This is a genomic window from Flavobacterium sp. AK-345, assembly GCF_058310175.1.
Genome location: NZ_JBZEER010000012.1, coordinates 1 through 20,530 on the forward strand (window position 1 = coordinate 1; position 20,530 = coordinate 20,530).

The window sequence follows — 20,530 nt, forward strand, 5'->3', positions numbered from 1 at the left end:
ATAACAGGGCTAAAAATGAGTTGTAAATCTATTTTAGGATTAAGTATAAATATGTAAACTTTTTTCAGGACGAGACATCTTTGCGTTCATGAGCAAAATGCTCGCGCCAGCAGGGGAACAATTCGTAGAGCACAGGATTATCTTTTCTTTAAATCAAAATCATTAGAAAGTTTTTCATTGGTTACTAAACGCCAGCCTAACACTAACTTCTCCTCAGCCTCTTTGCCAACATAGAAATCATCAATTTTTGTAAAATGTTTTTTTAATTTTGATGAAAATTCTTTAAAAATTTGGAATGAGAAATCATTAGAATTAGTTGTATAACAATTACCAGCTAATAAGACTCCTTCAGCATAGATTCCTCCAAATTGAATACAAATACTAGTATGATTCTCCAATGGATCAACAGCGTATTTAATTCCTCCTTTTTTTTGCGGTACAGATCTAATAACTAAAGCTGTTTTTTTAGGCATCATCATCAGTCTTATATCTTTATTCCAGTCACTATATTTTGGCCTCCCAAAATTTGGAATTTCGGATATTGAACTGTAATAAATATCTAATTTAATGTCAAACAATCCCATTTCATAATATTTCATATCAAATATTTTTTCCATTGAAAAAATAATATTCTCTATATCTTTTTCTGTTGCAAAAAACAAAATCTGTTTATTTTTCATGTTTTTATTTTTTTGGAATTAGCATTAGATGTTCTCCAGGAGCTATTTGAGATCGAATTCTAATAGCATTATTTAATTCTCTAGTAGTGGGAAGACCGTTTTTATAAATATCAACTGTATTTATGCGCAAGGTACCATAATCAGGGTGTGTTGCTGTTAAATCTAAATAAGAACCTCCACTTTTTCCTGAAGTTATTGGTTTTAAATATTCTTCAGGTAGTCTTACGCCATTTCTCATACCCCCACCATTTATTATCGTATATCCTCTACTCTCTAATTCTGTTGCTATTTCTGATATTTGCAATCTCGTTGCTTCATTGCCCAACCTGCCACTTGACTTTACTATTACTTCATTAAGAGCATCTCCTTTTATAGCATTTGCGCTAAATTGTACTTGTCCCTCAGCTGTAGTCCATGTTTTAAAATTTATTCCTGCTTTTGCTAATTCTTCTGTTGCTTCACCAGTTGCTTGCGCAGCTGTGCTAGAAATTGTTGTAGAACTTGCGTTAGCTGTAATTGTACTTTCTGCCTGAATTCCCGTTAATCCGGCTGGTGTTAGTTCAGATACTTCACTTATAGGTACTCTGGGTTGTCTAAGCAATCCACCAGTTACAAATGAAGTAACACCTACTATTACAATCTGGCTCATTGTAGGCATAGGATCACCAAAGGCGATATGATTTGCTACACCAGTAAATGTTGACCCCATCATAGCATAAGCGGCAGACGATATTCCCGCCTGAAAAAATGAAGCTCCAGATACATTTCCAGATGCAATCATGGCACCTCCTGCAGCTCCAATTCCAAATGCTAATAATCCTTTGCTGTTAAACTGAAAACCATGCAATCCCCAATTTACAACACCGCCAATTGCAGCACCAATAACGATATGCCAAAACTCCCCACTAGGATCTGTAAACTTCAATGGATTATTTAAAACATAACCATATCTATTATAATTCTGCGTATTAAACGGATCCTGAATGTTATTATCTGGTTGTAAAAAGCGATGCAATTTAGGATCATAAATACGGCCATTCATGTTTATAAGACCAATACTTTGTAAATGTTCGTGACCAGTATAACCTCTGTCTAGAACAGTTAATTCTACTAGTACATTTCCTGCTCCATCCTGTACACTTACTATTGCTCCCCAAGCATCAAAGAGTCTTTTTTCTACAACTGTTCCTGTCTGGTTTGTTATAGCAACAATCGAACCCTGGTAATCTCTTTGTAAATATAAATATTCTTGCGTTGTTCCGTTACTTTTTACTACAATTGGTGCGGAGTAGCCATCTCCGCCAATGTAGGTAACAAATTCATAAACACTTGTTGTTTTGTTAAACTTGATTTCCATACTGCCATCTGCAGAATAGTATTTTCGTAAAGGCCTTTCTAATTTCTCATCCTGCAAACCTCCGTAAAACATAGCAGTACGGCTGTTGCTGTCATTGTATTCAAAACTTATTTTATCAATGTCTTTTTCCTCAATAAGTACCGGGCTTTTAAAAGCATTATACGTTATAATTTGTGTTGGCTTTGTGGTATAATACGATAATGCCTCAGGCGTAACGGTTATCGATGCGTTTTGATATGGTTTTTCGTTTGAGTAGGTGTACTTTCCTAAAATGTTTTCTGTAATTCTACCCTGATCGTCATACAATTGTTTTTCTTGTATGCCTTGAGCATTTGTAAATTCTGTTAAACGATCTTGAGCATCATATTTAAAATTTTCGTTTCTGTTAAACAAACTATTTATCCTGCTTGTTAAATTGCCTTTCTGGGCATCAAAAACAGTACTTAAAGTCAAAATATTAATTGAGCCAGATGTTTTGTCATATTTAAACTGAGAGGCTAAACCATAAGTATCATATAAATTTGTTATTGTTGTCGGTCCATTTTGTCCGCTAGTAAGTTGTCCTCTTGCATTTACAGTATTGGTTTGCCACAATATTTCATTTGTATTGTTATCTATTATTTGCCAGTGCGATCCATTACTATATGTATTTTTTATGGCTTTACTGCTGGATTTCCCGCCTGTAGCTGCTGTTGATGTTTCAGTATCTGCACGACCAAAACCATCATAAGTAAAATCTTTAGTAAATACAGCATAAGGTGTTGTTTCTACTGTTTTGCTAATTCTTTTTGACGCATCATAAGTAAATGAATTAAATATTGTATTTGCTCCACTAGCTAAGTCTTCAAACTTACTGCTAGTAATTAATTTGCTTGAAGGATCGTAAGAATAGGTTGTTTTAGAATTTGTATTCGTGCCCGAAATTGCTTTTTGTGTTACTTTGCCAACTGCATCCAAAACATAGTTGATTGTTCCGTTAGGTGTCGTTGTACTTGTTGTTTCTCCAAAACCATTATACACATAAGTATATGTTCCTGCAGATGAATCTACCAATTTTGTTTTTCTTCCCCAGCCATCTTGCGAAATGGTAGTTTTTACTCCATTATAGTCAGATTCTTTTAAGTTTCCGTTTGCGAAATAGGCATACCTAATTGTCCCACCAGGAGTATCTGTCATCGAGATAATATTACCTATTGCATTTTTGGTCGAAGTTTTTGATTTTGTTCCGTCGTTTACTATCGTGGTAAGTCCTGAATAGCTAATATCCGTCACTTTTCCTGTAAAAGAAATATTTTTAATTACTCTGCCGTAAACATCAAAGTTAGTTTCGTTCCATTGGGCTGCCTGTAATCCAAAATAAGGCTCACTTACTTTACCAATTCGGCTGTGAATATCGTATAAGTATTCTACATATGAAAAAACGCCATTTATGTTTTTAGTTCCCGTTTTTAACTTTCTTCCTAAATCATCAAATGTTTCCTCCGTTACACTTCCACCATCTGAAGTTGATGTTACAATTGATCTAAAACCTTTTTTAGTGTAGACATAAGCATTCTTTTTTCCTAAATAATCTATCGTAAATTCTTTCTTAAACCATGAATCATATAAATAAGAAGTCTTTAATCCGTAAGGATTTGTTTCAGATTCTAATGTTCCATTTGAATAATTATAAACGAAAGATGTTGACAATCCTTCTATATCTGTACTTTTTGTCAAAAATCGCCCCGAAGGATCATATTCATAACTGGTAATTCTTGGTGAGAGTCCTGATGCAGTTATCGTCTTTTTAAGAATATTACCAAAAGCATCGTAAACATTATCTTCTGTAATATAATCTGTATTGGTTCCTTTCTTTTTAATTTTGGTAAGTAAACTATTTTCATAAAAGTATAACTCTTCAGATGTCATAACATCACCTGCAATTGCAACACTTTGAGTTTTACCCGATGGTCTTCCCAGTACATACGGAGTTAATGTTGCTGCATCATAACTTACATTAGAAACTGTTGTTTGAACTGTAGCTCCAGCCTCTTTTAAATAGGTAACAGACTTTAACGGATTATTGTTTGCCTCAAAATCCGTATAAGTTTCCGTGCCTGTATTGTCTAAAGTATTAAGTTGCTTTGTAATCGTATTTTTAAGTTTAAATACTTTATTTGGCAAAAGTTCACTTTCATATGTTAATCTGGATTTTGTAATAAAATCTACAGGGGTATTTGGTGAATTATTAGCCTCTTCATTTATTTTTGCCGAAAAAGTACTACCCGGCTTAATCCAGGTATCAGGTTTTAATGTGATGCTTTGCGTTGCCACTAAATTATCTGAGCCTGTAACTGTATAGCTTTTCTCTTTAATAATATTACTTTCAGTTTGAATCGAATTAGGTCTTAAAGCAGTTCCAAGCCCTAATACAGAATAATTCTCTATGTTAGCCCCTCTTAAAGTCATGTCGTTTCTGGTAACACTCGAAATCATGTTACTATCAAGATCATGCCAGTTGGTTCGTACCATTGATCTAAAACCTAAAAAACCTATTCCGTCAGCATTGGAAACCGCACCGCTATAAAAAAACAATTGTTTACTATAATCTGATGAGCTTTGTTTTTCGACTTTAGTTACAATTTTAAAATTAGGGGCAACTGTAATATCAATATTCGGATATATTTCCGTAAAACTAGTTGGTGTGTAAAAAGGTTCGTACTGATCTTGTTTCAGTGGATTGTATGTAATTATTTCTTTTACACCATTACCCGTCGTTATAGTATTAATTAACGTTTCCTTGCTTGTGTCTTTTTGAGAATCAAAAGTGTATATTAGGTTATCAGTTATTGCTCCGACTCCTGCATATTGATTGTTTTGATTGGGAGATAAAAAGACAGGAATAGCGTAACTCTTAATATTTAGCGTAGGATCAATTGTAGATTCAGAAAAAAAACTAAAAGTGGTATCTGTATTGTTAAATGATCTTATTATTATAGCTCCTAATTTTGAAGTATTTCCATAAATAGATCTAAAGTGCACAATATCTGTCTTTCCGTCACCATTAAAATCTAGAGGAATAAGAGCATTAACAGACACTCCACCGCCACTTTCAACTATAGTTCCCGTGCCGGCATTAGGAAAAGAGTATGATTGAGTGGTTTTTTCAAACCCAACACCTGTTGATGTAAATTTAAAATAGTCATAAGCAGTTAGTCCGGCACTTTTAGGGATAATGAAATCCATTTTTCCATCACCATTATAATCTCCCGGGAGTATAGATAAATTTGTAACAATGTTTGGATCTGTCATTTTCCACAACAATGTTAGTTTGTTATTACTATCTAGTGTGTAAACAGTTACACTTCCAGATTTAAAATGAAGAATATCAGTTTTGCCGTCGCCATTTACATCAAAAGTTTCAATTTGGTCATTGTCTGAAAACTGATCTCTAATAAGCACATAGTCTAACATAGTACCAGCTTCACTCCAGAAATTACTCGTTTTCCTTGAGTCAAGATCTACAAAATAAACTTTACCTGGAGATAAATATCTAATTATTTTACAAGATGAGTCTCTTTCAGGTACTTCCTTATCTATGGCTATCACATCGGTTAATCCATCTCCATTAAAATCACCACTATAATATTTCTTTTCCTGTGATTGGTCTTCTAAACTAGGTCTCCCATAAGCGCAATTAGCAACATTCCTAACAGGAAAAACAATTTGTTTTTTATTTAAAACAGCAGCACCATAGGAAGAATTATAATAAGTATTAAAATTTATTGCTTTTGAATCTGTTGCCTTCTGTACAGCAGTAATCCCTTGAGAATCTGAAATCTTATTATTAATTAAAAAAGTTGATGGAAACAATTCTTCAAAAGCCCCTGTCAAAGTTTCTTTGGGGATATTTCTCGAAGTATTTTTAATATCTGTAAAAAGCCAAAATTTTTGCTTTACCTGATCTCCTTTTGTTGGATATAATATAAAATCCATCTTTCCATCTCCGTCAAAATCCCCTGAAATAGTAGCTGCAGTATCAGAGTTGATATTACTCATTCCAATAGTTGTTATATTTGGAGTAGCTATTGTTGTCACGCCAGACTTTTCATATTCAAAAATTGTAGGGTTATAACTTTTGGACTCATCACCATTTTTTTCGGTAATAGTAGTTAATCTCTGATAGTCTAAAGTAGTTTCATCGTATCCTAATACATAATTCCTAAAGCCAATACTGTTTCCAATAACTTTAATTTTATTTAAAATTTTTCTTTTCGTAATACTTAATCCACCAACATAAATTTGCTGAACTCTTTTTCTATTACTATACTCAAATTTGATTTCGTTAATCGGGGTTCCTGCTGATTTTGATCCATATTTTATGGAAGCAATATCTAAACTGTTATTAACTAAAGAATAAGCATAACTAATTCTCACACTTTGCGGATTTTCCCAATATGTAATTGCCCAATCTGTTATAGATCGGGAATCTGCAGAATTACCATAATACGCTTTTGAACCATCAGGATATTCTACAATAAAATAAGAAGGCCCAAACTTAGCTCCGTCGGGATTCACTCCGTAAGATGTTATTTTGATATTAGAGAAGCTCTCCGTTTCGTATTGAGTCCCATTTGCTCCATAAACTCCTGAGGTTCCGTTTTTAACAATCAGGCGCTGGCCATCAAGGGCGAAACGATCTAAAACATTAAAATCGACAGGATCAATAACTCCGTCATGAAAGTTCGTGGACGGAATTCTGCTTATAGTAGAAACTCCTGAAATATTCCAACCATATCCAGCCAAACCATTCCCGCCCTGACTATTGTAAACCAAACTAATTTGAGGAACAACTCCATTAATTCCAGGAGGAACAGCAATAGGAATGGTATAATTGGCAGCTCCCGATAAAGAAACAGATAATTGTCCTTCGGTGACACCAACTTCGGTAGAAGTCTGAGCCGAAACCAAAAAGCCAAAAACTAAAAATAGAAGTGTAAAGTAAAGTTTTTTCATGGCTTTTATTGTTTGATGATTTTAATCGATTTTTCTCCTCCGTCTTTGTATGACATCAATACAATATAAATTCCCGAAGGATACTGCTGAAAAGGTATTGTAAGATTGTTTTCTTGTTTGTTTCGTTGATATGTTCTTAAAACCTGACCTGTGACTGAATATAATTGTACTGAAGTGATGTAATTCTCATTAATCAATTGCCATTGTAAATACAATTCTTCTTTTACGGGATTTGGATAGTAAGAGATAAAATCTTTTTCTGAAAACTGAAATAAGTCATCTTGCGTAATGGCTTCGATTTCTTTTATTTCTTCAACTGTTTTTGAGACACAGTTAATACAAAGCGTTCGGCTAATTTGATTTCCTGAAGCGTCGTAACTAAAGGTTAGTTTTGTTTGAGCATTTGCTGAGAAACACAGTACAAAAAGAACAATAAATAAATATTTTTTCATGAAGGGAGGTATAATAATGTATTTTCGGCAAATATAAAATTATAATTCAATGCCTACAAAAAAAATGTTAATAAAACCATAAAAAAAGCGAGACTTAAGTCTCGCTTTTTTTACATTATAAATATTTTTATAAACTTTATTCTACAGTAACTGATTTTGCCAAATTACGAGGCTGATCAACATTGCAGCCTCTCATTACAGCGATGTAATAAGAAAGCAACTGTAACGGAATCGTAGTAATAAGTGGTGATAACGCATCTGAAGTTTCAGGAATCTCGATTACATAATCGGCTAATTCACGAACTTGTGTATCCCCTTTTGTAACTACGGCAATAATTTTACCGCTTCTTGATTTTATTTCCTGAATGTTGCTTACAATTTTATCGTAATGACCTTGTTTCGGTGCAATTACAATAACAGGCATATGCTCATCAATTAAAGCAATTGGTCCATGCTTCATTTCTGCTGCCGGGTAACCTTCAGCATGAATGTAAGAGATCTCTTTTAGTTTTAAAGCACCTTCTAATGCAACCGGGAAATTATATCCACGACCTAAATACAAACAGTTTGGAGCATCTTTAAAAGCTGCAGCAATTTCTTTTGCTCTGTCGTTTGTCTGTAATGCCTCTGCTACTTTTTCAGGAATTATTTCTAATTCTTGCAAGTAAGTATGATAGTCTGTATTTGACAAAGTACCCTTAGCTTTACCTAATCGCAAAGCGATCATAGTTAAAACCGTAATTTGAGTTGTAAATGCTTTTGTCGAAGCTACTCCAATTTCAGGTCCTGCGTGTGTATAAGCTCCAGCATGACTTTCTCTTGAAATGGAAGAACCAACAACATTACAAACACCAAATACAAAAGCACCATTCTCTTTTGCCAATTTAATAGCCGCCATTGTATCTGCAGTCTCTCCTGATTGAGAAATCGCGATAACAACGTCATCTTTATTGATAATTGGGTTACGGTATCTAAATTCAGAAGCATATTCAACTTCAACCGGAATACGCGTAAACTCTTCAAAAATATATTCTGCTACTAAACCTGCGTGCCATGAAGTTCCGCAAGCAACAATTAGAATACGTTTTGCGTTTAAGAATTTCTCTAAATTATCTTCAACACCAGCCATCTGAACAATTCCTTCATTGGCATGAAGTCTTCCTCTGTAGGTATCTTTAATTACACTTGGCTGTTCGTATATTTCTTTTAACATGAAATGATCGTAGCCGCCTTTTTCAATTTGCTCCAAATTCATCTGAAGCTCCTGAATATAAGGATCAACTAAAGAGTCATCTTTAATTTTTCTAACTTTAAGAGGTTTATGCAATCTGATGTTTGCCATTTCTCCATCTTCCAGATAAATAGCATTAGAGGTATATTCAATGAAAGGCGAAGCATCTGAGGCAATGAAGAACTCTCCTTCTCCAACCCCAATTGCTAAAGGACTTCCTAATCTTGCTGCTACAATTTCGTTTGGATTTTTTTTATCAAAAACCGCAATCGCATAAGCACCTACAACCTGGTTTAAAGCAATTTGAACTGCTTTACCCAATTTTATATTTTCTTTTTTCTGAACTTCTTCAATCAAATTTACCAATACTTCTGTATCAGTATCTGATTTAAAAGTATATCCTCTTTTTTTTAATTCTTCTTTAAGAGGTGCGTAATTCTCAATAATTCCGTTGTGAATGATTACTAATTCACCAGAATTTGAAAGATGCGGATGTGAGTTTACGTCATTTGGAACCCCGTGAGTAGCCCAACGAGTGTGCCCAATTCCTATAGTTCCGTTTGTAGTAAAATTATCTTTTGCTTTCTCTTCAAGATCTGAAACCTTACCTTTTGTTTTACAAAGTTTTATACCTGAGTTATCATATAACATAACCCCGGCACTGTCATATCCTCTGTACTCAAGACGCTTTAATCCTTTTATAATAATAGGATAAGCCTCTCTATGACCGATATATCCAACAATTCCACACATATATATTTATTAATTTGGTTTCGTGTAGTAAATCTCAAGTTGTAATTTTTTACCAGTCGGGATTGTTGAACTTGAATTACCTCCATACAATACTGTTCCTACCGGTGTTATAACTGTCGATCTTGGAGCTTCTGAAATAACGCTGTTTTTTAATTTCAACTTATTCGAAGCTGTAATACTAATATCATCAATAGCAACTAAACCTAATCTAACATTTTTAGCAGTAGCATCTTTTATGATATTTCGAATATGATTAGTCAACCTGATTTTATAATATGACCCTCTTTTTGTAGTAGAATTTACATTCACTATTCCACCGTAAATAACTTTTGTCATTCTAGGATCAGTTGTTATACTTGTACTACCATCTGCCGCATAATCTACAATTGGCAAATTATTATCCAGATCATACAAGTAAACTCTTTTCGGCTCATCTGCCATTTTTTTCACATCAGCACTAGCATCAGCGGTTTTGGCCATTTGCAAAGTATCAATATAAAAAACCAAATTTGCTTCATTAACAAGCCATTTATTAGCTCTAATTTCTTCTAATTTTGCCGCAAGACCATTAAGTTCTAATACAGCAAGTGAACCCTGACCTCCTTTTAAGAAAAGCCTTTCATCGCCGGTTGTTACATTTGGGCTTTGTATAGCAGTTGCATATTCAGTACTTTTAGTATCCTGAAGCAAACTAGCAGTACTTCCCGTTAAATTAATAACTAATGTTCTGTCTTCTTTTACAGTTTCTGCATCAGTTGTAACATCAGTTTTAGCTTTATACTTAATAGTAATCTTACCTTTTGTAAAATCCATCAAAGCCATATTACTAGGATTAGCGCCAGACTTTTCTACTTTAAAATACAAACCTCTAAAATATTCCTGAAAAACATCTGCCGCAGCAAGTTTCCCAGCTGGTGCACTTAATATTTTTGATTGAAAAAACGCTTTATTTAAATTTAAACGCATTTCCGGAGCTACTCTTGTAGTCACTTCCTTACCGTCAGCATCAAGTGTTATATCTGTAATTTGTTTAGCATCAAAAAAGAATTCTTCATTTTGCAATACATTTACATCATCATTCAAAGGTTTTCCTGTTGTAGCATCAATTTTTTTATAAGCATCAAAATCATTATTTTGATCTGTATAATACAATTGTGCAAACTGGTTACCGCCATCAAAATAAGAAGCACGCATTTGAACACCAGATTCGTAAACACTTAATTTTAACTTTCCTTCCGGCGCTCCATAAATAGAATCTAATGCATAAGTACTAGTGCCATCAGTATTAGTTGCTGTTACATGACTAAAATATGGTACACTAAGCACAACACTTTCTATCACAGGTTCATCACCAATAGACGGAGCATACGCTGTAAGTGCAACCTGAGTTGTATAATTTGCGGTTGTTGTTCCTAAAACCGGATTATCATAAATACCTAAAGCATTTATTGTCAAAGAATTTGACTGAATTGGTGTTACTTCCTGATTGTAAGCCAAAACATCGTATTTTTCAGATTCAAGACCAAAATGATCGTCTCCAATCAAATCATCTCCAATAGCATTAAAATCTTTGTCGCAAGAATATAAAAGAACTACAGTACTTATTAATAGAATTTTCTTAAAGAAAGAAGTATTATACATGTTTAATAATAAAGTTAAAATTTAAAGCCCCATCGTTTTGTAGAAATTTGTATACGCTTCCGCGAATGCATCTTTCGTGGCGAAAGGTAAAAAAGGTTTTCCTGAAGATTCTATAAATTTTGTTAAACTTGGCGATACATTTTCAGATGCAATGATAACAGCATCAGAATGTAAGATACTAGCCTTTAGAACATTCTCATAATTTGGAGTTTCCAAATCAGCAATTGCTTCATGAGGAACACCGTCAAATTTCACCTTATTAATCATTTCTAAATCTAAATTTTCATCAAAAGATTGCCCGTAAACAGATGTTACAATTTTTGTTTCAGAAAATAAAGCTTCGTTTTTATAGTAATGTTTCATGTAAATTGGCAACATAGCAGCCAGCCAGCCATGAACGTGAATAATATCCGGAACCCAGTTTAGTTTTTTTACTGTTTCAACAACTCCTTTTGCAAAAAATATCGCTCTTTCGTCATTATCAGGATACAGTGCTCCCTCTTCGTCAGCAAAAGTTGCTTTACGTTTGAAATATTCATCATTATCAATAAAATAAACCTGAATTCTTTCTTTAGGAATTGAAGCTACCTTAATAATCAATGGCATATCTAAGTCGTTCACTACCAAATTCATTCCTGAAAGTCTAATAACTTCATGCAACTGGTGTCTTCTTTCGTTGATATTTCCATATCTTGGCATGAAAATTCTTATCTGACCTCCCTGATCATTAATCATTTTGGGAACGTCATAAGACATTAAAGAAACTTCATTTTCAGCCAAATAAGGCACGACTTCAGATGATACATATAATATCCTCTTATCTTTCATAATAGTATTTTACTTAATTTTTGGTAATAAAAACGTTGCAAAATTACAAAAATTTATGCAGTTTATAACTAATATATTATGTTTGCACTAAATTTTAATATTACCAACATGCATATTTTCTACGGTAAAGTAGCTTTGATAGCCTATTTAAAAACTATCAAAACGGCAAATTCGACCATCGGGTTTGTTCCTACAATGGGTGCTTTACACCAAGGGCATCTGGCTTTAATGCAAAGATCCCTTAAAGAAAACGACGATACTGTAGTAAGTATTTTCGTAAACCCAACTCAATTTAACAATCCCGAAGATCTGGCAAAATACCCTAGAACTTTAGAAGAGGACGTAAAAAAAATGCGTGGTTTAAGTGACAAAATGATTCTCTATGCTCCTTCTGTAGAAGATATTTACGAAGGAAATACAGTTTCGCAGGATTTTGATTTTGACGGATTGGAAAATCAAATGGAAGGAAAATTCAGACCCGGACACTTCAATGGCGTTGGCACGATCGTAAAAAGGCTATTTGAAATCGTAACTCCTACAAATGCTTATTTTGGCGAAAAAGATTTTCAGCAATTGCAGATCGTTAAAAAAATGGTCGAAAAAAATCATTTGCCGGTAAATGTTGTAGGCTGCCCTATTTTTAGAGAAGAAAACCAATTGGCAATGAGTTCCAGAAATGAGCGCTTAACTCCCGAAGAAAGAAAAGAAGCTGCTATCATTTATAAAACTTTAACCGAAGCAAAAGAAATATTCAAAACAAAAAGTCCGGAAGAAACAATCGAATTTGTAGAAAATTCTTTCAAAGACAATAAAAAGTTTGACCTGGAATATTTTGTAATTGCTGACGAATCTACATTATTACCTATCGATCTTAAAAGAGAAGGCAAAAATTACCGCGCATTTATAGCAGTATTTGTTAATTCTATTAGGTTGATTGACACCATTTCATTAAATTAATTTACCTTTGCAACATGCAAATTCAAGTTATAAAATCTAAAATTCATCGAGTAAAAGTAACCGGCGCCGATTTAAATTATATTGGCAGCATTACTATTGATGAAACTTTACTAGAAGCTTCAAACATAATTGAAGGCGAAAAAGTATCTATTGTAAATATCAATAATGGTGAACGTTTTGAAACTTACGCTATTAAAGGAGAAAAAAATTCAGGTGAAATAACCCTGAATGGTCCTGCAGCCAGAAAAGTTCAAAAAGACGATATTATCATTATTATATCCTATGCGACCCTGGAATTTGAAGAAGCTAAAACCTTCAAACCATGGATCATTTTTCCAAATGAAAATGATAATTCGCTAACGTAAGCTTTCCTTTTACACTTAAATCTATTTTTAGTTTGTTCCAATTTTGATGGTACAAACAGTGTTTTATTGGCTTAAATTCAATATTGATTTTAAAGAATTAATCCCAAACCTACGGAATGATAAAAAATTAACCGCAAAGCGCGCAAAATTTTTATTCAGTTTGTGTTAAGCAAACACAAAGTTCGCAAAGCTTTGTCTTTAACTTTGCGTAAAATCTTTGCGTTCTTTGCGGTTTAATGATTATCCATTACAGACCAAAATCTTCTTTTCTATTTTTAAAATTCCTACAATAATAAAAAAGCAAATAAAATGTTATATTGCTACACTATTTCAATACTTTTTAATCCACTGAAATATCCCAAATCATGAGAAAAGTTTACTTACTATTTGCTTTAATTTCCATCTCGGCTTTTGCCCAGAAGAAATTCGACAACATTCAATCTGAAAAACTTGGAGAAGAACGAAGAATTACAATCGGACTTCCGGAATCTTACGAAGCCAATCCTGAAAAAAAATATCCTGTTTTATATTTATTAGATGGTGATTATTTATTTGATCCATTCTCTGGTGCCGTAAGTTATGGTACTTATTGGGGTGATTTGCCCGAAATGATTATCATTGGTATTCATCAAAATAAAAATGACGAAAGAGAAGACGACACCACTATTGACCAAAATGAAGGACTTCCTTTTGAAAAAGGCGCAGAGTTTTTTGAATTTGTTGGTGCGGAATTAGTTCCTTATATCGAAAAAAAATACCGCACTTCGCCTTTTAGAATTATTGCCGGTCATGATCTTACAGCAAGTTTTGTCAACTTTTATTTGTACAAAGAACAACCGTTGTTTAACGCTTACATTTGTTTTAGTCCAGAATTGGCCCCTAAAATGGAAGTTCGAATTCCTGAGAAATTTGCAAAAGTAACAGAACCTGTATTTTACTATTTATCTGCTGCAGATGGTGACAATAAAAAAATCAAAGAACCAATAGAAAAATTAGACAGCAATATTAAACTTGCCAATAACCCTATGGTGAACTACAAATACGATTTATTTAAAGGCACAACACATTATACTCAGGTTTTACATGCAATTCCGAGTGCTTTGTACCAAATTTTTGAAGTATACAAACCTATAAATTCAGCAGAATATAATGATAAAATTGCTGTTCTTGAAACAGGATATGCTGATTATTTAGAAAATAAATACAACACGATGTCTAAAGTTTTAGGCGTTCAGATTCCGGTGAGAATGAGTGATTTCAAAATAATTGAAAACCTTATCCTTAAAAAAAATGCGTACGACGAATTAGGCAAAATGGCCGAAATTGGAAACGTAAATTATCCAAAAGCCATGTTGGGCGAATATGAATTAGGATTGATGTACGAAAAAATGGGAGATCCAAAAAGAGCTTCAAAAAAATATCAAAATGCATCGCAAATGGAACCAATTGGGGATTTGAATAAAGATGTGATGTACGAGAAAATCGACGAAATGAATACGCTTGCTAAAAAAACCAAATAATGTCTAAAGTTAAAACTTCCTTTTTTTGCCAGAATTGCGGAACCCAATATGCCAAATGGCAAGGGCAATGCAATGCCTGCAAGGAATGGAATACTATTGCTGAAGAAATTATTCAGAAGCAGGAAAAGGTAGCCTGGAAAAGTGAACCCACTTCTACCAGTAAAGCACCGCGACCTTTAAAAATTAATGAAATTGATTCGGCTCAGGAAATTCGAATGGATACAACTGATGGCGAATTGAATCGTGTTTTAGGCGGCGGAATTGTTCCTGGCTCTCTGACACTTTTAGGAGGTGAACCGGGAATTGGAAAAAGTACGCTTTTGCTGCAAATTTCTTTAAAACTGCCTTATAAAACTTTATATGTTTCCGGAGAAGAAAGTCAGAAACAAATAAAAATGCGTGCCGAAAGAATAACGCCAAATAGCGACAACTGCTATATTTTGACGGAAACTAAAACGCAAAACATATTCAAACAAATTGAAGCAATTCAGCCGGAAATTGTAATTATAGATTCAATCCAGACTTTACATACAGATTATATCGAATCGACAGCCGGAAGTATTTCTCAAATTAGAGAAACAACTGCCGAACTGATCAAGTTTGCAAAAGAAACCAATATTCCGGTTATATTGATTGGACATATTACGAAAGACGGAAATATCGCCGGACCAAAAATCCTGGAACATATGGTCGATACCGTTTTGCAGTTTGAAGGCGACAGAAATCATGTCTACCGAATTCTGCGTTCGCTAAAAAACCGTTTTGGTTCTACTGCCGAACTGGGAATTTATGAAATGCTGGGAAGCGGTTTGCGAGAAGTAAGCAATCCGTCAGAAATATTGATTTCGCACAAAGACGAAGAAATGTCGGGAACTGCGATTGCTACAACCATGGAAGGCATGCGCCCGTTAATGATCGAAATTCAATCTTTGGTAAGCACCGCAGTTTACGGAACGCCGCAGCGCAGTACTACTGGCTACAACGCCAAACGGCTAAACATGATTTTGGCAGTTTTAGAAAAAAGAGCCGGATTTCGTTTAGGCGCAAAAGACGTATTCCTGAATGTTACCGGAGGAATTTCTGTTGATGATCCGGCAATTGACTTAGCGGTTGTTGCCGCTATTTTATCTTCAAATGAAGATATACCGATTACAAAGGGCTTTTGTTTTGCCGGCGAAGTTGGTTTATCCGGAGAAATCCGACCTGTAAATCGCGTAGATCAACGTATTCAGGAAGCCGAAAAACTAGGATTCAATACTATCTTTGTTTCAAAATACAATAAGATTGCCTTAAAAAACACAGGAATCAAAATAGAACTTGTGGCTAAAATCGAAGATGTGGCCGCTTATCTTTTTGGTTAATTTTTTTGTTTACCACGAATTAAATTAGCGAAATTCGTAGCAAAAGCATTCCTTTAAATTTTTATAAACCTACTTTATGAAATTTCCAAAACAAAAAATATTAAAAGCACTTCTAATACTTGCCCTGGTATTAGTAGTGCTTTTTTTAGGTCTTTACTTTTTTCGCGATTCACTTTTAAAACAAGCCATTGCAAAAGTTACCTTGAAAATGAATACAGAATATGACAGTAAATTTTCTGTAAAATCAGCTTCATTTGAAGGATTATCCGGAATCAAATTAACTGATGTTATTTTAGTTCCTAATAATGCGGACACGCTTTGCCACATTCAAAAAATAGAAACTAGTATTAGTTTATCCAATTTATTAATTGGAGATGTTCAGGTTGGAACCTTAAAAATCAACGATGGTTATATTCAATTAGTAAAAAAGGGGAAAGTGCGCAATTTTGATGCTTTCCTAAAAAGAGATAAATCAGATTCTGATACAAACGAAAAACGCAAATACGCCACTTTTGCTTATCAAATCATTTCAAAGCTATTAAATTTAGTTCCAACAGATATGAAATTGGAAAACCTGAATTTTAAAATTGATGATAATGGCAAAAAAGCCTCTATTGAGATCAATAAACTCGTTTTAGACAATAAACAGCTTGAAACGAATCTTCATGTTCAAAGTAAAAATTTTGATCAAAAATGGAATATTAAAGGATTTGCTGACCCAAGAAATAAAAAAGCAGACATCCGGTTTTTTAATCTTGATACCGGAGCCATTCGCGTTCCGTATCTTGACGAACGTTACAATTTCAAGGCAAGCTTTGATTCTATTCGATTAAATGTTGCCAATATTGATAAGGATGGAAGCGAATTGCATATTGATGGTTATACTTCTATTACCAATTTAAAAATCAATCACCCCAAAATAGCCAGTAAAGATGTTGTAATTAAAAATGCCCGTTTTGATTATCGTTTTTTGCTTGGCGATGATTTTATTTCGATCGACAGCACTTCTACAATGCAATTGAACAAAATAAAAGTAAAGCCTTACGTTTCGTATAATACGGAAAAAGACACGGTTTATACTTTACAAGTTGAGATTCCGAAGATGCAGGCACAGGATTTTATTGTTTCCTTGCCAGACGGATTGTTTACCCATTTTCAGGGAATGGAAGCGACGGGAATTTTCGATTATAAATTGGATTTCAAATTCAATAAAAACAAACCTAATACTTTAGTTTTTGACAGTAAACTAAACAAACAAGATTTAAGAATCACGAAATATGGTGAAGCCGATCTTAATAAATTAAACAGAGAATTTGTTTATCGCGCTATCATTCATAATGTATTGCAGCGTCCGGTTTTGGTTGGAAGTGCAAATCCCAATTATACACCTTTAGACCAAATTTCGCCTTATTTACGAAAATCAGTATTGACAACAGAAGATCCTTCTTTCTTTTCGCATCGCGGATTTATTAATGAAGCTTTTAAACAATCAATTTTAAAAAACATCAGAACTAAAAAATTCTCTCGCGGTGCCAGTACGATCAGCATGCAATTGATTAAAAACGTATTTCTGACCCGTGAAAAAACGCTTTCGCGTAAGCTGGAAGAAATTCTATTGGTTTATATTTTAGAAAATAACAGAGTTGTAAGCAAAGAAAGAATGCTTGAAGTTTATTTCAACATTATCGAATGGGGACCAAACGTATACGGAATTGGTGAAGCAAGTCAGTTTTATTTCCAAAAAAGCCCATCAGCTCTAAATGTAGACGAATGTTTGTTTTTGGCTACTATTATTCCGAAGCCAAGAAAATTTATGTATCAGTTTAATGATGAAGGAAATCTAAAAGATTATGCCGTAAAAAACCAAAAATTCTTAAGAAACTTAATGTTCCGCAGAGGCCTCCTAATTCCTGAAGATACCATTGGCCAGTTTCCTGTTTATATTTCCGGAAATGCGCGTTCGTTAATACGAATCAAAGCACCGGATTCGACTGCAATTAAAAATGATTCTTTGGCGATGGAGGAGGAATTTGATTTGTAATTTATGAATAGACAAACTTATATATTCAAAAGGATTTTTGCTTTCACAATAGACTTTCTTCTATTATGTTTGATATTTAACTTATTGTTCCCTTACATCTCATATAAAACTAATGATGGAAGCAATTACGTTCACACTGTTATTGGTGTTTTATTTTATTATCTGTTTTTTATTTCTCAGGATATTTTTTTCAATAAAACAGTTGGAAAGTATATATTCAAGTTGAAAATAACATTTGAAAACACACCGGAAACAAATGGTTTTAAAAAATATTTTAGAATAATCGTTAGGAGAATTTTTGACTTATTTGAATTAGTTTGCCCTTTTATTTACATAATCACCATTGTCTTAACAAAGAAAAATCAAAAATTGGGAGATCTAATTTCAAAAATTATTATAAAATAAAAATTCCACAAACTTTCACGTTCTAATTTGTGAAAATTTGTGGAATTCGTGTTTATAATAAATCTTAGATTACGGTGCAGGATCTGGAATAATAGCCTGAACTTTATCAATTTCGGCTAAAATTTCTTTTGAAAGTACAACATCAATCGTGTCAATATTTTCTTTTAATTGTTCCAATGTTGTAGCGCCAATAATGGCACTCGTTAAAAATGGCTGCTGCAACACAAAAGCCATTGATAATTGCGTTAACGTTAAACCATGCTTTTTAGCAATTTCCTGATATAATTTTGTTGCTTGTGTACATTGATCGCTTCCGTAACGAGTATATTGCGGAAAAAGTTTAACTCTCGCATTTGGATGTTCTTCTCCGGTTAAAAATTTGCCAGTCAATGTTCCAAAACCTAAAGGTGAATATCCTAACAAACCAACATTCTCATGGATTGCAACTTCGGCTGAACCAACTTCAAAAAGACGGTTTAGTAAATTATACGGATTTTGAACGGTTTTGATTCTTGGCAAATTTTGATATTTGCTTTCTTCCAGAAAACGCATCATTCCCCATGCATTTTCATTTGATACGCCGATGTGTTTTATTTTTCCTTCTTTGATTAATTCGTCAAAAGTTTCCAGAACTTCTCTGAAGTTATCTTCCCACACATCATCCTGAACTTTAAAAGCACGCTGACCAAAAGTATTTGTTTTACGTTCCGGCCAATGCATTTGATACAAGTCGATATAATCTGTTTGCAGACGTTTTAAACTATTATCTAAAGCATATTTAATACTCGCAGGAGAAAAATCAAGTTTTTCGCGCATATAGCCAAAATTCGCGTTTGGTCCTGCAATTTTTGAAGCCAAAACTACTTTCTCGCGATTTCCTGATTTTTTAAACCATGTTCCGATAATTTTTTCCGTACTTCCGTAAGTTGCTTCACTTGCCGGAACCGAATACATTTCGGCAGTATCAAAAAAGTTAATTCCGCGTTCAAGAGCATAATCCATTTGGACATGACCCTCCGCTTCTGTATTTTGTTGCCCGAAAGTCATGGTTCCGAGACAGATTTTACTAACTTTTATATCGGTGTTGGGTAAAGTTGTGTATTTCATTTTTTTTGAGGTGCTAAGGTGCTGAGTTGCTAAGATTCTAAGTTTTTTCTTTTGAATAAGAAGCTTCAAATATACAACGGGATTATTCAAATGAAAATTCGACAAAGGTTAAAAAGGATATAAAAAGTGAATTTTAAAATTTTAAATAATGAAATTAATCTTTCAATGCAGAATAATAAAGGGGTTCAAAGTTAAAACTTTGAACCCCTTTATTTCAAACTTTTTATAGGATTTTGAAGGGAATTAAAAACTCTAATAATAAAAATAGAATTTTCTTTAATTTGATATAGAATTTTAAAATTCCTTACTATAATTCTTCTGCAATCCAATCTATATTCGTCTAATTGAAATTGTTCAGCAAAAACAATTTTATTTGGACTATTAAATAATTCATCTCTAATTTTAATTGCTGTTTCTTTAGAGATTTTCTTCTTTAGTGAAATGTAAATTTCTTTCAAATCTTCTTTAGCATTTGCTGTCCAGAAAACTTCAATTTTAATATTACTCATTATCCCAATCCTTCATTTCTTTCGATAAATCTTCTTGTGAAATTATTCGATTGTATGTAACATCATTCAAACCTTCTTCAACTTTATTATGATATTCAGACAAGGTTAAAGAATTTCCTTTTGCATCGTAAGAAACAACTTCATTTAAATAGTTATCAAATACTGAAGAGACAATGCGCAATACTTTTTCATCTGCTAAATCTAATTGATTTCTTATTTTATCTTTTAATTCCGGAAGTCCCATAATTATATTCTTTAAGATTTTCAAAGTTACAAAATAATAAGAATCGAAATTCTAAATTTTAAATTCCAAACCTAAAATTCAACA

15 protein-coding genes are annotated in these 20,530 nt (G+C 33.4%); 6 read left to right on the forward strand and 9 right to left on the reverse strand.

Annotated features, from left to right (window positions below):
* Positions 1–137: 137 nt before the first annotated feature.
* The 6 genes from AC4FQ3_RS18565 to AC4FQ3_RS18590 form a co-directional block, all read right to left on the reverse strand.
* Entirely contained in the window at positions 138–680 is a 543-nt protein-coding gene (locus AC4FQ3_RS18565) for a hypothetical protein (RefSeq protein ID WP_491182836.1), read from the reverse strand.
* 4 nt (positions 681–684) lie between these two features.
* Positions 685–7,032 carry an FG-GAP-like repeat-containing protein gene (locus tag AC4FQ3_RS18570; protein WP_491182837.1) on the reverse strand — a complete coding sequence of 2,116 codons (6,348 nt, stop codon included), beginning with the start codon at positions 7,030–7,032 and terminating at the stop codon, positions 685–687.
* Between the two features lie 5 nt (positions 7,033–7,037).
* Positions 7,038–7,484: a T9SS type A sorting domain-containing protein gene (locus AC4FQ3_RS18575; protein ID WP_491182838.1), complete on the reverse strand. Its 447-nt coding sequence runs from the start codon at positions 7,482–7,484 to the stop codon at positions 7,038–7,040.
* A 136-nt stretch (positions 7,485–7,620) separates the two neighbouring features.
* Positions 7,621–9,468, reverse strand: a complete 1,848-nt coding sequence (gene glmS / locus AC4FQ3_RS18580; protein WP_042563507.1) for a glutamine--fructose-6-phosphate transaminase (isomerizing) — start codon at positions 9,466–9,468, stop codon at positions 7,621–7,623.
* A gap of 9 nt (positions 9,469–9,477) precedes the next feature.
* Positions 9,478–11,109: a BamH family beta-barrel-assembly machinery protein gene (gene bamH / locus AC4FQ3_RS18585; RefSeq protein ID WP_491182839.1), complete on the reverse strand. Its 1,632-nt coding sequence runs from the start codon at positions 11,107–11,109 to the stop codon at positions 9,478–9,480.
* Between the two features lie 21 nt (positions 11,110–11,130).
* On the reverse strand, positions 11,131–11,937 hold the full coding sequence (locus tag AC4FQ3_RS18590; protein ID WP_042563509.1) for a glycogen/starch synthase: 807 nt from the start codon (positions 11,935–11,937) through the stop codon (positions 11,131–11,133).
* Between the two features lie 78 nt (positions 11,938–12,015).
* Here AC4FQ3_RS18590 and panC point away from each other — a divergent pair, with 78 nt between their 5' ends.
* The 6 genes from panC to AC4FQ3_RS18620 all read left to right on the forward strand — a co-directional run bounded on the left by panC (position 12,016) and on the right by AC4FQ3_RS18620 (position 18,586).
* Positions 12,016–12,894 carry a pantoate--beta-alanine ligase gene (gene panC / locus AC4FQ3_RS18595; RefSeq protein ID WP_491182840.1) on the forward strand — a complete coding sequence of 293 codons (879 nt, stop codon included), beginning with the start codon at positions 12,016–12,018 and terminating at the stop codon, positions 12,892–12,894.
* A 14-nt stretch (positions 12,895–12,908) separates the two neighbouring features.
* Positions 12,909–13,259, forward strand: coding sequence for an aspartate 1-decarboxylase (gene panD, locus AC4FQ3_RS18600; protein ID WP_026727479.1), 351 nt, complete (start codon positions 12,909–12,911; stop codon positions 13,257–13,259).
* A gap of 365 nt (positions 13,260–13,624) precedes the next feature.
* On the forward strand, positions 13,625–14,779 hold the full coding sequence (locus AC4FQ3_RS18605; protein WP_491182841.1) for an alpha/beta hydrolase: 1,155 nt from the start codon (positions 13,625–13,627) through the stop codon (positions 14,777–14,779).
* On the forward strand, positions 14,779–16,140 hold the full coding sequence (gene radA, locus AC4FQ3_RS18610) for a DNA repair protein RadA (RefSeq protein WP_491182842.1): 1,362 nt from the start codon (positions 14,779–14,781) through the stop codon (positions 16,138–16,140). The genes AC4FQ3_RS18605 and radA overlap by 1 nt, the downstream gene beginning before the upstream one ends.
* A 76-nt stretch (positions 16,141–16,216) precedes the next feature.
* A complete protein-coding gene (locus AC4FQ3_RS18615; RefSeq protein ID WP_491182843.1) occupies positions 16,217–18,181 on the forward strand; it encodes a transglycosylase domain-containing protein in 1,965 nt (654 codons plus the stop codon).
* 3 nt (positions 18,182–18,184) lie between these two features.
* Positions 18,185–18,586, forward strand: coding sequence for an RDD family protein (locus AC4FQ3_RS18620; RefSeq protein ID WP_491182844.1), 402 nt, complete (start codon positions 18,185–18,187; stop codon positions 18,584–18,586).
* Positions 18,587–18,655: 69 nt separating this feature from the next.
* Here the strand turns inward: AC4FQ3_RS18620 and AC4FQ3_RS18625 are convergent, their stop codons facing one another.
* The 3 genes from AC4FQ3_RS18625 to AC4FQ3_RS18635 form a co-directional block, all read right to left on the reverse strand.
* On the reverse strand, positions 18,656–19,693 hold the full coding sequence (locus AC4FQ3_RS18625; protein WP_491182845.1) for an aldo/keto reductase: 1,038 nt from the start codon (positions 19,691–19,693) through the stop codon (positions 18,656–18,658).
* A 209-nt stretch (positions 19,694–19,902) separates the two neighbouring features.
* Complete coding sequence (locus AC4FQ3_RS18630; RefSeq protein ID WP_073394319.1) at positions 19,903–20,202, reverse strand: type II toxin-antitoxin system RelE/ParE family toxin; 300 nt, start codon at positions 20,200–20,202, stop codon at positions 19,903–19,905.
* The gene (locus AC4FQ3_RS18635) at positions 20,195–20,446 is read right to left on the reverse strand and encodes a hypothetical protein (protein WP_302093974.1); all 252 of its coding nucleotides are present in this window, start codon (positions 20,444–20,446) and stop codon (positions 20,195–20,197) included. Before AC4FQ3_RS18635 ends, AC4FQ3_RS18630 begins: the two co-directional genes overlap by 8 nt.
* Positions 20,447–20,530: the final 84 nt, after the last annotated feature.

What these genes read in the sequence shown, in the direction of transcription:
- AC4FQ3_RS18625 (WP_491182845.1), bottom strand. Translation starts at nt 19,693, where the DNA reads ATGAAATACACAACTTTACCCAACACCGATATAAAAGTTAGTAAAATC.
- bamH (WP_491182839.1), bottom strand. Translation starts at nt 11,109, where the DNA reads ATGTATAATACTTCTTTCTTTAAGAAAATTCTATTAATAAGTACTGTA.
- AC4FQ3_RS18605 (WP_491182841.1), top strand. Translation starts at nt 13,625, where the DNA reads ATGAGAAAAGTTTACTTACTATTTGCTTTAATTTCCATCTCGGCTTTT.
- AC4FQ3_RS18620 (WP_491182844.1), top strand. Translation starts at nt 18,185, where the DNA reads ATGAATAGACAAACTTATATATTCAAAAGGATTTTTGCTTTCACAATA.
- AC4FQ3_RS18590 (WP_042563509.1), bottom strand. Translation starts at nt 11,937, where the DNA reads ATGAAAGATAAGAGGATATTATATGTATCATCTGAAGTCGTGCCTTAT.
- panC (WP_491182840.1), top strand. Translation starts at nt 12,016, where the DNA reads ATGTTTGCACTAAATTTTAATATTACCAACATGCATATTTTCTACGGT.
- AC4FQ3_RS18570 (WP_491182837.1), bottom strand. Translation starts at nt 7,032, where the DNA reads ATGAAAAAACTTTACTTTACACTTCTATTTTTAGTTTTTGGCTTTTTG.
- AC4FQ3_RS18635 (WP_302093974.1), bottom strand. Translation starts at nt 20,446, where the DNA reads ATGGGACTTCCGGAATTAAAAGATAAAATAAGAAATCAATTAGATTTA.
- AC4FQ3_RS18575 (WP_491182838.1), bottom strand. Translation starts at nt 7,484, where the DNA reads ATGAAAAAATATTTATTTATTGTTCTTTTTGTACTGTGTTTCTCAGCA.
- AC4FQ3_RS18615 (WP_491182843.1), top strand. Translation starts at nt 16,217, where the DNA reads ATGAAATTTCCAAAACAAAAAATATTAAAAGCACTTCTAATACTTGCC.
- radA (WP_491182842.1), top strand. Translation starts at nt 14,779, where the DNA reads ATGTCTAAAGTTAAAACTTCCTTTTTTTGCCAGAATTGCGGAACCCAA.
- panD (WP_026727479.1), top strand. Translation starts at nt 12,909, where the DNA reads ATGCAAATTCAAGTTATAAAATCTAAAATTCATCGAGTAAAAGTAACC.
- AC4FQ3_RS18630 (WP_073394319.1), bottom strand. Translation starts at nt 20,202, where the DNA reads ATGAGTAATATTAAAATTGAAGTTTTCTGGACAGCAAATGCTAAAGAA.
- AC4FQ3_RS18565 (WP_491182836.1), bottom strand. Translation starts at nt 680, where the DNA reads ATGAAAAATAAACAGATTTTGTTTTTTGCAACAGAAAAAGATATAGAG.
- glmS (WP_042563507.1), bottom strand. Translation starts at nt 9,468, where the DNA reads ATGTGTGGAATTGTTGGATATATCGGTCATAGAGAGGCTTATCCTATT.